Here is a 13436-nt window from a genome sequence, read left to right on the forward strand (position 1 = left end):
GTCCCCCTCGGTCGCGACGCGCGCACGGGTCGCGCGCCAGACCACCGGGGGCGCGCCGGCGAGGTCCCGTTCGACCTGCCAGCGCCGCGTCGGGTCCGAGTCGAGCAGCCCTTCCAGGACGGCACCATCGATCATGGGCGTCAGCTTTTCAGTGGCGCTGCCGCGCCGTAGGGGCGAGAAAATCTGCCTCGGGGATGCGAGAGCTTTTCAGCGGCGCTGCCGCGCCGTGGAGGCGAGAAAGTCTGGCACATGTTGCGAGACTTTCGCATCAGAGTAGCGCCGTGCCCGGACATCCGAAAGGGTGCGACGGCGACCGCGCTTCGTCGCGATGCCTCCGCGTTTCGACTCGTCGCTTGCGCTCCTCGCTCAACGACCGGGGGCGTAGGCGATGGGCACGCCGAGCCACTCGGCGAGGTCGCGCACCTCGGCATCCACCATCTCGCGCTCCTCGGGATCGAGGTCGATGATCTCGTGCACGGCCGTGACGACGAGAGTCTCCTTCTTCTTGTCGAGCTGGGCGTCGAGCAGTCCCGCGAACCGGTCGCCGACGAGGATCGGATGGGCGAAGTACCCGTACACGCGCTGCGGCTTCGGCTTGAACTGCTCCAGCACGTACTCGAACCCGAACAGCTCCTTCAGCCGCGGTCGGTCGAACAGCATCCCGTCGTACGGGTTGAGTATCGCGACCCGCCCGCCCGGATCGTCGTCGAGCGTCTCCAGCGCCGCCCGATCGACACGCCACTTCCACGACGATCCCTCGACGGATGCCGGAACGCCCGCCATGCCGACGGGCGTCCACGGCGACTTCTGCCTCGCGATGCCTGCGGCCTGCAGGCGCCGTTCCTCCAGCATCCGTCCGGCCCCTTCGTAATCGACCTCCGGCACCCCGGCGTACACCCGCTCACCGAGATCCCACACCCGCTGCCGGCCCTCGCGGCCCACAATCGCGGTCTCGCCGACGGCGGAGAGCAGCTCCAGCATCCGCGGCACCTGATTCGAGCCGTACCAGCCGGCTTCGTTGCGGTGCGCGACCTGGCTCGTGTCAGGGATCCGCGCCGCGAGCATCGGGCCTTCGGCGCGCAGCCGCGCGAGCACGTCGGCACGGAAGCGGGCATTGGCCTCAAGCCACGCCGCCGCCCGCGCGTGGAAGGCGCGGCCTCGCATGCGCGCGAGGTGCGGAGCAAGGAGCGACACCGGACGAAAGTGCCCGTCGTACTCGAACAGCAGCCGGTCCTGCTCTACGACCTTGCTGAGCTGGCCGGACTCATACGCCCAGCCGATCCGGCTCCACGGGATCGTCTGCTCCGACGGCGCGATCGTCGCGGTCGGGTCGATCTTGATCGCGCCGAGCTGTTCGGCGACCTCGACGACGTCGCCCGGGCGCTCCGCGTCGAGCAGTTGCGCGCGCACGGCGAGGCGCCGCGCGTCGTCGCGGCTCAGCACGACCACGTCAGCGTCGCTCATGCGCGCAACGCTACGCCGCGACGGGCACATCGGCGAGGGTGGTCAGCTCGGGTCAGCTTTTCAGCGGCGCTGCCGCGCCGTGGGGGCGAGAAAGTCTGGCACATGTTGCGAGACTTTCGCATCAGCTCTTCAGTGGCGCTGCCGCGCCGTGGGGCGAGAAAGTCTGCGTCGGGGATGCGAGACTTTCGGGTCAGCGGTGGTCAGCTCGGGTCGGCTCGACCGGCGTTCAGCCGGCGGACGGCCGCGCGCACGTCGCGAAAGCAGGCTGAACTCGCACGGTCACCCGCCAGAGGCCCGCCGAGGGGCGATTCAACCTGCTTTCGGAACAGTTCCGTCGCTTGCTCCGCCGCCCGGGTGCCCACCGAGACGCGATCCAGCCTGTCTTCGAACGGGTCGGCCGCCGGCCCCCTCGAACACCCGCGGCAGTCCGCGCGTCTCGTCACATGTCGGCCGGGGTCCACTCCGAGACGGCGTCGAGCTCGGCGACCTCGTCGGCGGTGAGGTCGATGCGCCCGCCGTCGAGCAGATCGGGCACTTGCGACACGGTCGACGCCGACGCGATCGGGGCGATGACCGTCGGCTTGGCGCGCAGCCACGCGAGGGCGGTCGCGGCGATCGACACGCCGTGCGTCGCGCCGACGCGCTCGAGCACGTCGAGGATCCGCAGCCCCTGCGGCGTCGCGTACTGCACGGCCGCGCCGGCGCGCGGCGAGGCCTGCCCTTCCACCTCGGTGGAGCGGTACTTGCCCGTGAGGAAACCCTTCGCGAGCGAGAAGTAAGGCACGAGCCCGAGGCCGAGCTCCTCGGCGACGGGCACGATGTCGTCCTCGGTCTCGCGGTGCACGAGGTTGTAGTGCGGCTGGATCGCGACCGGCTCGGCGACGCCGAGCTCCCGCGCGATGCGCACCCACTCCCGGATGCGATCGGCCGAGTAATTCGACACCGCCGTGTAGCGGACGAGCCCGTCCGAGACGAGCTGCCCGAATGCGGCGACGGTCTCCTCCAGCGGTGTGTCCGCATCGTCGAAGTGGGCGTAGTAGAGGTCGATCGACTCGACGCCGAGGCGCTCGATCGACGCCTCCGCCGCAGCGCGGACGGTGGATGCCGACAACCCCGTGAACTGCGGATGCTGGCTGACCTTGGTGGCCACCGTCACTCCCGCGGGCTTCCGGTCGGCGAGCCACGCGCCGATGATCGTCTCGCTCTCGCCACCACTGTGGCCGGGAACCCACGCGCTGTACGAGTCGGCGGTGTCGATGAAGTCGCCCCCGCCGGCGACGAATGCGTCGAGGATGCGGAACGACTCTTCACCGTCGGCCGTCCAGCCGAACACGTTGCCGCCGAGGGCGAGGGGAAAGACGTCGAGGTCGGTGTGCGCGATGCGGGTCATGCTCCGATCCAAGCCCGCACGCGGGCTGGATATTCCATAGCGGCCCGGCGGCCCATTCCCGGGCGTAGCCTGGGACGGTGAACATGGTGAGCGGCCGGTACGGCCGGGGGGAGGTCGTCGGCGGTTCTTTCGCCGACGAGAGATGATGCCGTGCGCCGCACCGCGCCACTGAGCGCGGGATGCCGACGCCATCCCGTCACCCCCTGTCTCACCGATGCCGCCCAGACACCGCGTGTCCCGGCATCCGTCACGAAAGAACTCTTTTGCACGCCCTCACCGAGGCGCAGCTTCGCGCCAGCTTGATCAACGTCACCCAATCCGAACGCAAGAACCTCACCCTGCCCGCGGGCCTCTCCGACACCGCGTGGGACGCGCTCGACTTCTACGGCGCGCGCGATCGCAAGCTCGCGCTCGTCGGCTACGTCGTCGCGGAGCTCGACGGCGTGCCGACGGGGCTGCTGCTGCGACAGGCCGAGTCCCGGCCGCGCCACCGGGCGCAGTGCGCGTGGTGCGCCGACGTGCAGCTGCCCAACGATGTGCTCCTGTTCACGGCCAAGCGCGTCGGCGACGCGGGGCGCCGCGGCGACACCGTCGGCACGCTCGTGTGCGATCGGTTCCAGTGCAACGTCAATGCCCGCAAGCGCCCGGCGCTGGCCTACACCGCGTTCGATGTCGAGGCGGCGCGGCAGGCACGCGTCGCGGCGATGCGCGCGAACGTCGAAGCGTTCGTCCGCGGTGTCCGCGACGGGCTGTAGGGCGGCCGCCCGCCAAACGCCGAGAGCCCCGTCTGCGATGCGGCGTACCATCGGGGCATGATCGCAGCCGTGATGACGTGGACGTTCCTGTGCGTCCTCGGCGCGCTGCCGGTGTGGTTTGCCTGGTACGCATGGGACGCGCGCCGCCGTCGCCGCCGGGGCGAGGAGGTCACCCGCCCGTCGAGTGGCACGTTCGGCTTCGACGAGGTGTGGCGCCCGACCGCGGCCGAGGCGCACGCGGTGTGGGAGGCGGAGCAGATCACACCGGCACCGGCACCGACGCCCAGCGACGGCCCCGGCGTGATCGACGGCAACCGCATCGTCATCGAGACGGGCCTGCGCCCGCCCGCACCTCAACCGGGCGCCTGACACGCGACGCATCGCCGAACGTCAGGGCTCGAGCGCTCCCAGCCAGAGCAGGTCCCGGGCACGGGTCATCCCGACGAACAGCTCGCGGCCGACGGGGGCGCGGCGCTCGGCGTAGGCGTCTTCCGACTCCCCTGCGGAACGCTCCGGCCCGTCGAGTTCGGCGCGCGGGAGGAACACCGCCTTGAACTCCAGCCCCTTGGCGCGCTTCACGGTGCCGACCTTCACGCGCGCAGACTCGGACCCGTCGTAGACCTCCAGTGCGAGGCGCGGGATGCCGGCAGCCTCGAGACTTCGCGCGAGTTTCGCGGCGTCGGCCCGCAGCGAGACAAGGACGGCCATGTCGCCCCAGGGCACGAACCGTTCCTCGTGCGCACGTCGCACGGCGCGCACGAGTTCGCGGTCGACCTCTTCATAGTCAGGCGCGCGGAACGTGACGGGAGGCGCGCCATCCCGAAGGGCCTGCGGTGGGACCTCATCGAGGAGCTCTTCCTCGATGTCGGGAAAGTCGGCATCCGCGACAATCCCCTGCGCCGTGGCGAGGATCTGCGCGGTGTTGCGGTAGTTCCGCTCGAGCACGACGGCGCGTCCGACGACGTTGACCCCGGCCTCGGCGAGCGTGAAGCCGCCGGGGTACACCGACTGCTGCCCGTCGCCGACCATCAAGAGACGGTTCGGTCCGTTGCCGGACAGCTCGTCGAGCAGGCGCAGTCCCACCATGGTGAGGTCCTGGACTTCGTCCACCACAACGGTGCTGTATGCGGCGAGCTGCGGATCGTCCTCGACGGCGTGACGCGCCGCCACCAGGAGGTCGTTGAAGTCGGCGATCCCACGATCGGCGAGCACGCCCTGGTAGACGTCGAACAGGCGCCAGACCCGCTGCCGGTCGTCACCCGCGAGCCGCGTGCTGCGCCCCACCCGCCGGAGTGCCGCGTACGCGGCATACTCCCGCAGGCCCCGCCCCTTGATCACGTAGTCGATCTCCTCGCGCCAGTACCGTGGATTGGGCGCGATCGCGGCGAGCGATTCCCGGACACCGGAACGCAACCACGCCTCCGCGAACGCGGTATCCACATCACCGATCCGGACGCTGCGGCCCGCCTCGCGCAGGATGCCGACCGCCTTCGCGTGCAGCCCGGTGAACTCGATGAGCGACGCGGCACGCCGGTTGATGCGCTGGGTGAGCGTGCCGAGCACCTGAGGCAGGGTGCGCACGTACGTGACGAACAGCACCGGCTTCGGCGAGCGCAGCGCGAGGTACGCCGCACGGTGCAGCGCGACGGTCGTCTTGCCCGATCCGGCCGGCCCTCGCAGCCGCGCCGGTCCGTTCCACTGCGTGCGGATCATACGATTCTGATCGGGGTGGAGGAACACCATCCAATCCTCGATCGGTCCTGCGAGCTCCGACGCGATCATCGCGTCGACGATGTCCTCCATCCCGGGCAGGATGCCGTCGCCCGCGGCCGCGTCCGGGAGCACGGCGGGCGGGTCCTCCATTCCGGGACACAGCCGCTCGAGAATCTCCGCGAGCTGCGCGACGCTATCCGGTTCCAACCGCTGCTGCTGCCGCAGCAGCCATGACACCACGACGCCGTCCCCCAGCATCCACATGGCGCCGAGCTGGTGCTCGAACGTGCGTCCCGTGAAGACGAGCACACCGAACAGACTCGACGGTGTGAGGCCGGTGTGGGCGACGCCCTCGTGCAGCGCGTCGAGCAGGCGATCGAGCTTGTCGAGCTGTCCGTCCTCGTTCGCCTGGCCGCGGAAGAGCGAGCCGGTCTCGACGCGCACGTCATGCCAGTGCTTGGCATCGAGGACGAACACGCCGGGCGGGCCCACCAGGATGAAGTCGACGTTGGCGTGCCGCGAACCCGGCCAGCGCCGGTCGGCCAGGACGACCCAGCCGCGGTCGGCAAGCGGTGCAAGAACCCCCGCGAGCCCCGCCTCGCTCGATGCCGCGGCACGGTAGTTGGCCGCCTCGAGGCGCAACTGCTCGGCCCGTTGTATGTGCAGCGCGGCGCCGGCGGCCGCCGCTTCGGCCTGCCGCCGCGCCGATCCTCCAGCCGTCATCGCGCAATCCACCCTCTCGCTGCACATCCTAGGCACCGGGTCCAACGCCTCCCTTCGCGCGGACGGCGGATGCCGCGGCATCCATTCACCGGAATGAAACCCGGCGGCGTACGGTTGGCAGGGACATGCAACGATTCGGGACCCTCTCCTTCGGCCACTACGGCCCCCTCGGCGGCGGCCGGCAGCTCACGGCCGGCGACATGCTGCACCAGGCGATCGACCTCGCGCAGGGGATGGACGAGCTCGGTGCGAACGGCATCTACTTCCGGGTGCACCACTTCGCCCGCCAGCAGGCATCGCCCATGCCGCTGCTCGCCGCGGTCGCGGCGAAGACGGAGCGTATCGAGCTCGGCACCGGCGTCGTCGACCTGCGGTACGAGAACCCGCTCTACCTCGCCGAAGAGGCCGCCGCGGTCGATCTGATCTCCGACGGCAGGCTCGCGCTCGGCGTCAGCCGCGGGTCACCCGAGACCGTCGTCCGCGGCTACGAGAAGTTCGGCTACACGTCCGACGACCCGCGCGGCGCCGACCTCGCCCGCGAGCACTTCGACCTGTTCTGGCGCGCGATCGGCGGCGAGGGCATCGCCGAGCGCGACCCGAACTCTCCCTTCGGCGGCGGCACCGGGATGCAGCGGATCGAGCCGCACTCCGACGGCTTGCGCTCGCGGATCTGGTGGGGCGCGGGCTCCCGCGACACAGCGGAATGGGCCGGGCGCACGGGGCTCAACCTCATGTCGTCGACCCTCGTGACCGAGGCCGACGGGCGGCCCTTCGACATCCTGCAGGCCGAGCAGATCGATCGCTTCCGCGCCGCGTGGCGCGAGGCCGGGCATCTCGGAACACCGCGGGTGTCGGTCAGTCGCTCCGTCTTCCCGATCACGACGGCCGAGGACGAGCTGTACTTCGGGCACTCGGGCGAAGGCGACGGCATCGGCTACATCGACGGCGGCCGCGCGACCTTCGGCAAGACGTACGCCGCCGCGCCCGACGTGCTCGCAGAGCAGTTGGCACAGGATGCCGCGGTCATGAGTGCCGACACCCTCATGCTCACGATCCCGTCGCAGCTGGGCGTCGCCTTCAACCTGCACATCGTGGAGTCGTTCGCCAAGCACGTCGCCCCGGCGCTGGGATGGACGTCCAACCGCGACGAGTGACGAGCGCTCGGTTCAGGTCCCGCGGCGTCGTTCGACAGGGCGCTCGCGGAGACGGCGCCAGATTCCTGTTTCGGCGCACCAGGTTTCCCAGCGGGAACGGTGTTACACTGTCGCACAGGAGGCTGATATGGCGACATCGACGCTGACTCTGCGGCTCGCGGAGTCCGAGAAGAAGCTCCTCGCCGACTATGCGAAAGCGTTCGGGATGTCGCTGTCCGAGTTCGTCCGCACGTCGGCTTTGGAGCGGATCGAGGACGAACTCGACCTGAAGGCGTGGGACGAGGCCAAGGGCGAGTTCGACGCGAACCCCGAGACCCTCACTGCCGAGCAGATTGCGGCGAAATATCTATAGATGTGGCGGTTGCTCTATTCCGCGCGCGCTGACAAACAACTCGCCAAGCTCGACACCGGCGTCCGCCGGGTCATCGTCGCCTGGCTGAACAAGAATATCGACGGCTGCGCCGATCCGCGCGCAAAGGGCAAAGGTCTGACCGCTGGCCTGTCCGGAAAATGGCGGTACCGCGTCGGCGACTATCGCGTGCTCTGCGAGATCCGCGACTCCGAGCTCGTGGTCCTCGCGATCGAGATCGGACACCGCGGCGACGTCAATCTGTGAACGCGTCGCGGGGGAGAGACCGTTCCGAAAGCAGGCTGATGCGACAGAATCGACAGAATCGGCGGCGCGGGTGGGCGTGGAGACCGATCCAGCCTGCTTTTCGAGCAAGATCGGCCGGCGAGTGGCGCCCGAGCATCCCGAGCAGCCGGCGAGCGCCCCCAGCGAGCGCCTGACGCAGCCTTCCGGCGGGCCGGAAGAAAACCCGTCGGATTGCGGGTGGACAGCGACTGATTCGCCGTGAATAATGTGTGGTATGACCACAGGGCGCCCCGCGGGCTACAGCGCAATCTCCAGCTACTCACGCGTCGAGATCCTCCACCTGGTGCAGGAGCAGCCGCGCCGCACGATCACCGAGATCGTCGCTGCCACCAAGTTGCATCCGAACACGGTGCGCGAACATCTGCAACGCCTGATCGACGAGGGCTACGTCGTGTCCGCGTCCGAGCACCGCACGACCCGCGGTCGCCCCCGCGTGCTCTACAGCGCGGCCGACGGCGTCGTCGAGTCGAGCGCGGTGCAGCGGCGCAAGGTGCGCGCCGCCGCCGAGCGCGGCGATCTCATGCGACGCGTCCTCCCCGGCGAGGCTCCCGAGCTCGCCCCCGACGCACTCCATCAGGTCGATGCCCTCGTCGAGGACCTCATCGACGCCGGCTTCGACCCGCTCATCGACGAACGGGCGCTGACGGTCGAACTCACACCGTGCGCCCAGGCGGAGGCCCAGGCCGAGCACCGCGAAGTTCTCTGCCGCGTCCACCTCGGCCTCATGCAGAGCGTGCTGAGCGCCGCCGGCGGACCGCTGCGCGTCGACGCGATCCGGCCCTCCTGCGATCCCCGCGACTGCGTCGTCCAGCTCATGCTCGCGGGTGCGGCGGTCGGTGCCACGAGCGACGCCGCGCCGGCGAACGCGAGGGATGCCGAACCCGCGATGGCTGTCTGAGCGGGGCCGCCTCGCCCCTTATTCACGGCCGTCTGGCAGGGGCTCCTGTACGGGTGCTGTGTACCTTCAGTCTGACGGAAGAGATCCCACCGGGGAAGGACCACGATGGACTTTCTGGACCCATTGCTGCTCGCGCGCTGGCAGTTCGGCCTGACCACCCTCTACCACTTCATCTTCGTGCCGCTCACGCTCGGCATGTCGCTGTTCGTGGCGATCTTCCAGTCGGTGTGGCACCGCACCGGCGACGTCAAGTACCTGCACCTGACACGCTTCTTCGGCAAGATCTTCCTGATCAACTTCGCGATGGGCATCGTCACCGGCATCGTGCAGGAGTTCCAGTTCGGCATGAACTGGTCGAGCTACAGCCGCTTCGTCGGCGACGTGTTCGGCGCGCCGCTGGCCTTCGAAGGCCTCATGGCGTTCTTCTTCGAGGCCACCTTCATCGGACTGTGGATCTTCGGGTGGAACAAGCTGCCCCGCGGCATCCACCTCGCCACCATCTGGATCACGGTCTTCGGCACGTGGATGTCGGCGTATTTCATCCTCGCGGCGAACGCGTTCATGCAGAACCCCAAGGGCTACCAGATGTCCGCCGAAGGCCACCGCGCCGAGATGGCGGACTTCTGGCAAGTGCTGACCAATCCCGTCGCGTTGACGCAGTTCCCCCACACGATCTCCGCGTCGATCATGTTCGCCGCGGGCGTCGTCATCGCCGCCGCCGCGTGGCACCTCGCCCGCGGACGCAACCTGGAGACCATGCGCCCGGCGCTGCGGTTCGGATTATGGGGCATGATCGTCGGCTTCGCCGCCGTCGCGCTGTCGGGCGACCAGTTGGGTCTTGTCATGGTCGAGACCCAGCCCATGAAGATGGCCGCCGCCGAGGCGATGTTCGATTCCGCGTGCGGAGCGGATGCCTCGTTCTCGCTGTTCTCGATCGGCACGCCCGACGGCACGAGTGAGGTGTGGTCGCTGCGGGTGCCGTACGTGCTGGCGTTCCTGTCGACGCATGACTTCAACGGATGCGTCGAAGGCATCAACGATCTGAATCTGCACTACGCCACGGAACTGTTCCCGCAGTTCGCCGACCGGGTCGACGGCAACTTCGCCCCGATCCTGTGGGTCACCTACTGGTCGTTCCGCTGGATGATGGGCTTCGGCGGCATCGCGGCGCTCATCGCGGTCGCAGGCCTGTGGGTCACCCGCAAGAACGCGAAGCGGCCGGTCGCCCCGTGGATGTGGAAGCTCGCCGTGTGGCAGGCACCGCTGGCGCTGTTCGGCGCGCTGGTCGGCTGGATCTTCACCGAGATGGGCCGCCAGCCCTGGATCGTGTTCGGCCTCATGCTGACCCAGGACGGCGTCTCGCCCAACGTACCGGGCTGGACGGTGCTCATCTCGCTCCTCGCCTTCACGCTGATCTACGCGATCCTCGCGGTCGTCGAGTTCGGGCTCATCTTCAAGACCGTCCGCGAGGGGCCGCAGCCGCTGCCCGGTCCCGATGACGACGATCCTTCGCAGCTGTCGGTCGAGCACACCCCGTCGACGGTCTACTAGGAGAAGCTGACATGGACCTCGCCTACCTCTGGTTCTTCATCGTCGGAGTGCTCTTCGTCGGCTACTTCGTGCTCGACGGGTTCGACTTCGGCGTCGGGATGTCGCTGCCGTTCCTCGGCAAGGACGAAGTGTCCCGCCGCCAGGTGATCAACACGATCGGCCCGGTGTGGGACCTCAACGAGACCTGGGTCATCGTCGCCGGCGCGTGCCTGTTCGCCGCGTTCCCGGAGTGGTACGCCACCCTGTTCAGCGGCTTCTACCTGCCGCTGCTGCTGATCCTGCTGGCCCTCATCGCCCGCGGCGTGTCGTTCGAGTATCGCCACCAGCGCGACGATCTGCGGTGGAAGCGCCGCTTCGACTGGATGATCACGATCGGCTCCGCGGTGCCCGCGCTGTTGTGGGGCGTCGCGGTGGGCAACATCGTGCAGGGCGTGCCGATCGACGCCGACAAGAACTTCACCGGTTCGCTGTTCACGCTGCTGAACCCGTACGGCCTGTGGGTCGGCATCACGACGCTGCTGCTGTTCTTCCTGCACGGCGTGTACTTCGTGGGCCTCAAGACCGACGGCCGGGTGCACCATGACGCGCAGGCGCTCGGCAAGAGGCTTGCGATCCCCACGGTGGTCTTCGCGGCCGGAACGGTCGTGTGGACGATCATCATCGCCGCGACCCGCGAAGCGCCGCTGACCTGGGCCGTCCTCGCCTGCGGCGCGATCGCCGCCGTCGCGCTGCTCGCCTCGGTGTGGCTGAACTGGATCGACCGCGACGGCTGGGCGTTCGCCGCCGGCGCCGTCACGATCGTGTTCGCGGTGCTCACGCTGTGGCTGGCGCTGTTCCCGTATGTCATGCCGTCGACGACCGACGACGCCTACAGCCTCACGATCGAGAACGCCTCGAGCACCGAGATCACGTTGCAGATCATGACGTGGGCCGCGGTGATCTTCCTGCCGCTGGTGCTGCTGTACCAGGCCTGGACGTACTGGGTCTTCCGCAAGCGTGTCACGCGTGCCGTCATCGAAGAGGCCGAGCTCGCCGGCACGCACTGACCGCGCGTCCGCGCTGGCCCGGGCGAGCGCGGACGCGCTGGTTGGTCGGCGAGTGTGCCCGTTGTCGGCGAGGGCGCCCGTTGCGCACCGCACACAACCGGCGCACTCGGCGCGAAGGGGTGCGGTCGGCGCAGGACGCGGACGACGCGCGCGGCACGGGCGACCCGCGCGGCGCGCTCGTCGCAAGATGAGGCAGGATCGAAGGATGCCGGATGCCGAGACGCCACGCGAACGCACTCGCGTGCGGCCGGTGGATCCGAGGCTGCTGCGGTATGCCTCGGCATCCCGCGTCTTCTTCGTCGCGATCGCGGCGATCGGGCTCGCCCAGACGCTCGCCGTCGTGGCGTTCGCGTGGCTGATCACGCGAGCCGTGACGGGCGTGATCGCCGGCATGCCCCTGCCCGAGCTCGCCGGAGTGCTCGGCCTGCTCGCCGGGGTCGTCCTCGTCCGCGGCGGGCTGCTCTGGCTGCGTGAACTCGTCTGCGCGCGCGCCGCCGCGCGGGTCGAAGCGCAGCTGCGGGCGGGGCTCATGGATGCCGTCGCCCGCCTCGGTCCGGGCTGGCTCGCCGGCCAGAACACGGCCCGCCTCGCGGTCGTCGCCGGTCGCGGTCTCGAAGCGCTGGACGCGTACTTCGCGCGCTACCTGCCGCAGCTCGTGCTGACGGCGATCGCGACGCCGATCCTCGTCGCGATCATGTGGTGGCAGGACTGGATCTCGGGCCTGACGGTGATCCTCACGATCCCGCTGATCCCGCTGTTCATGGTGCTCATCGGCCTCGCGACGCGCGCCGTGCAGAACGCGCAGTGGCGTACGCTCGGCACGCTCGCGGCGCGGTTCGCCGACACGGTCCGGGGGCTGTCGACGCTCAAGGTCTTCGGGCGCCAGTTCCGCGCCGTCTCCTCGATCGCCGCCGTCACGGACACCTACCGCCGCGAGACCATGCGCGTGCTGCGGGTCTCGTTCCTGTCCGGCTTCGCGCTGGAGCTGCTGGCATCGATCTCGGTCGCCATCGTCGCCGTCTCCATCGGATTCCGGCTCATCGACGGATCCCTCGGCCTCGTGGTCGGCCTGTTCGTGCTGCTACTCGCGCCGGAGGCGTACTTGCCGCTGCGCCAGGTCGGCGTGCAGTTCCACGCCGCCGCCGAGGGCGTCGCGGCGACCGAGGATGTGTTCGCGGTGCTCGATGCCGCGGCGGGTGCGGGTGGCGCGTCTGGTGCGGGTGGCGCGGCGGCCGCTTCTGCGGAGATCGGCACTTCTGCGGAGACTCCCCCCGCATCCGGTCCGCAGAACCGCAGATCTCCGCAGAAGTGCGAGTCGGATGCCGCGGGCGTGGGCACGCTGGTCGTGCGGAACCTCCGGGTGCAGCGCGGCGACCGGTTGCTGCCGCCGGTGAGCTTCACCGCGATGCCCGGGACGGTGACCCTCCTGGAGGGACCCAGCGGAGCCGGCAAGACCAGCATCCTCGCTGCTCTCCGCGGCACCGCCGACTTCGAGGGCACCGCCGAGGTCGACGGCCACGACGTCCGCGCGCTCGCGCCGTGGCAGTGGCTCGCGTGGGCGGGCCAGCAGCCCGGCCTCATCGCCGGCACCATCGCCGACAACGTATGCCTTGGGCTCGACAGGGCGGGTGCCGGCGGAACGGATGCCGGGGCGCCGCAGGTTCCTGAGGAGCTGGAGGTTTCTGAGGACGAAATCCCGGCATCCGATCCTCAGAATGCGACATCTCCTCAGAATCCGACGGCCACACCGCGGCCGACCCCACCCGAGCTGGCGGCCCGCGCCCTGCGGCTCGCGCGAGCCGGCGATCTCGACCCCGCCCAACAGCTCGGAGTGCAGGGCGCGGGTCTCTCCGGCGGGCAGGCGCAGCGGGTCGCGGTCGCCCGAGCATTCTGCCGGCACCTCGCCGGCCGCGCACCGGTGATCGCCCTCGACGAGCCCAGTTCCGCGCTCGACGCCGACACTGAGGCGGCGCTGTGGCGCGCGGTGCGCGCGCTTGCCCATGGCGGGGCGACCGTCCTGCTCGTCTCGCACCGCACCACCGCCCGCGCGATCGCGGACGCCGTCGTCGCGGTGCACCCCGCGGAGG

General features: G+C 69.7%; 12 protein-coding genes and 1 pseudogene. 9 read left to right on the forward strand and 4 right to left on the reverse strand.

The features are described from left to right. From WBP48_RS07935 to WBP48_RS07945, 3 genes and pseudogenes are all read right to left on the reverse strand, one after another. Positions 1 to 135 (reverse strand): annotated as a pseudogene (locus tag WBP48_RS07935) (squalene cyclase); the annotation flags it as partial. Between the two features lie 231 nt (positions 136 to 366). Continuing rightward, a complete protein-coding gene (locus WBP48_RS07940) occupies positions 367 to 1464 on the reverse strand; it encodes a DNA glycosylase AlkZ-like family protein (protein ID WP_424438626.1) in 1098 nt (365 codons plus the stop codon). A gap of 439 nt (positions 1465 to 1903) precedes the next feature. Then, complete coding sequence (locus WBP48_RS07945; protein ID WP_424438629.1) at positions 1904 to 2854, reverse strand: aldo/keto reductase; 951 nt, start codon at positions 2852 to 2854, stop codon at positions 1904 to 1906. Between the two features lie 263 nt (positions 2855 to 3117). Between WBP48_RS07945 and WBP48_RS07950 the strand changes: the two genes are divergently transcribed. Both WBP48_RS07950 and WBP48_RS07955 read left to right on the forward strand, forming a co-directional pair. Next, the gene (locus WBP48_RS07950; RefSeq protein ID WP_424438632.1) at positions 3118 to 3609 is read left to right on the forward strand and encodes an FBP domain-containing protein; all 492 of its coding nucleotides are present in this window, start codon (positions 3118 to 3120) and stop codon (positions 3607 to 3609) included. 57 nt (positions 3610 to 3666) lie between these two features. Next, entirely contained in the window at positions 3667 to 3978 is a 312-nt protein-coding gene (locus tag WBP48_RS07955) for a hypothetical protein (RefSeq protein ID WP_424438635.1), read from the forward strand. A 21-nt stretch (positions 3979 to 3999) separates the two neighbouring features. Here WBP48_RS07955 and WBP48_RS07960 read toward each other — a convergent pair whose 3' ends face one another. Beyond that, positions 4000 to 6045, reverse strand: a complete 2046-nt coding sequence (locus tag WBP48_RS07960; RefSeq protein ID WP_424438638.1) for a UvrD-helicase domain-containing protein — start codon at positions 6043 to 6045, stop codon at positions 4000 to 4002. Between the two features lie 125 nt (positions 6046 to 6170). On the opposite strand from WBP48_RS07960, the gene WBP48_RS07965 reads away from it, so the two are divergent. The 7 genes from WBP48_RS07965 to WBP48_RS07995 all read left to right on the forward strand — a co-directional run. Beyond that, positions 6171 to 7199, forward strand: a complete 1029-nt coding sequence (locus WBP48_RS07965) for an LLM class flavin-dependent oxidoreductase (RefSeq protein WP_424438641.1) — start codon at positions 6171 to 6173, stop codon at positions 7197 to 7199. Positions 7200 to 7326: 127 nt separating this feature from the next. Further along, positions 7327 to 7551: a type II toxin-antitoxin system RelB family antitoxin gene (gene relB / locus WBP48_RS07970; protein WP_424438644.1), complete on the forward strand. Its 225-nt coding sequence runs from the start codon at positions 7327 to 7329 to the stop codon at positions 7549 to 7551. Beyond that, entirely contained in the window at positions 7552 to 7815 is a 264-nt protein-coding gene (locus WBP48_RS07975; protein WP_424438647.1) for a type II toxin-antitoxin system RelE family toxin, read from the forward strand. It begins immediately after the preceding gene. 253 nt (positions 7816 to 8068) lie between these two features. After that, positions 8069 to 8752: an ArsR family transcriptional regulator gene (locus WBP48_RS07980; protein WP_424438650.1), complete on the forward strand. Its 684-nt coding sequence runs from the start codon at positions 8069 to 8071 to the stop codon at positions 8750 to 8752. A 105-nt stretch (positions 8753 to 8857) separates the two neighbouring features. Continuing rightward, positions 8858 to 10303, forward strand: a complete 1446-nt coding sequence (locus WBP48_RS07985) for a cytochrome ubiquinol oxidase subunit I (RefSeq protein ID WP_424438653.1) — start codon at positions 8858 to 8860, stop codon at positions 10301 to 10303. Between the two features lie 11 nt (positions 10304 to 10314). After that, a complete protein-coding gene (cydB, locus tag WBP48_RS07990) occupies positions 10315 to 11349 on the forward strand; it encodes a cytochrome d ubiquinol oxidase subunit II (RefSeq protein WP_424438656.1) in 1035 nt (344 codons plus the stop codon). Positions 11350 to 11554: 205 nt separating this feature from the next. Further along, a partial coding sequence (locus WBP48_RS07995; protein ID WP_424438659.1) for an ABC transporter ATP-binding protein/permease occupies positions 11555 to 13436 on the forward strand: 1882 nt, incomplete at its 3' end.

Origin of the sequence: Microbacterium sp., from assembly GCF_049661145.1 — a bacterium.
Classification (GTDB): domain Bacteria; phylum Actinomycetota; class Actinomycetes; order Actinomycetales; family Microbacteriaceae; genus Microbacterium.

Excerpts from the sequence above, each read along its gene's own strand:
- WBP48_RS07965 (WP_424438641.1), top strand. The coding sequence starts at position 6,171 with ATGCAACGATTCGGGACCCTCTCCTTCGGCCACTACGGCCCCCTCGGC.
- WBP48_RS07980 (WP_424438650.1), top strand. The coding sequence starts at position 8,069 with ATGACCACAGGGCGCCCCGCGGGCTACAGCGCAATCTCCAGCTACTCA.
- relB (WP_424438644.1), top strand. The coding sequence starts at position 7,327 with ATGGCGACATCGACGCTGACTCTGCGGCTCGCGGAGTCCGAGAAGAAG.
- WBP48_RS07940 (WP_424438626.1), bottom strand. The coding sequence starts at position 1,464 with ATGAGCGACGCTGACGTGGTCGTGCTGAGCCGCGACGACGCGCGGCGC.
- WBP48_RS07945 (WP_424438629.1), bottom strand. The coding sequence starts at position 2,854 with ATGACCCGCATCGCGCACACCGACCTCGACGTCTTTCCCCTCGCCCTC.
- WBP48_RS07955 (WP_424438635.1), top strand. The coding sequence starts at position 3,667 with ATGATCGCAGCCGTGATGACGTGGACGTTCCTGTGCGTCCTCGGCGCG.
- WBP48_RS07960 (WP_424438638.1), bottom strand. The coding sequence starts at position 6,045 with ATGACGGCTGGAGGATCGGCGCGGCGGCAGGCCGAAGCGGCGGCCGCC.
- cydB (WP_424438656.1), top strand. The coding sequence starts at position 10,315 with ATGGACCTCGCCTACCTCTGGTTCTTCATCGTCGGAGTGCTCTTCGTC.
- WBP48_RS07985 (WP_424438653.1), top strand. The coding sequence starts at position 8,858 with ATGGACTTTCTGGACCCATTGCTGCTCGCGCGCTGGCAGTTCGGCCTG.
- WBP48_RS07975 (WP_424438647.1), top strand. The coding sequence starts at position 7,552 with ATGTGGCGGTTGCTCTATTCCGCGCGCGCTGACAAACAACTCGCCAAG.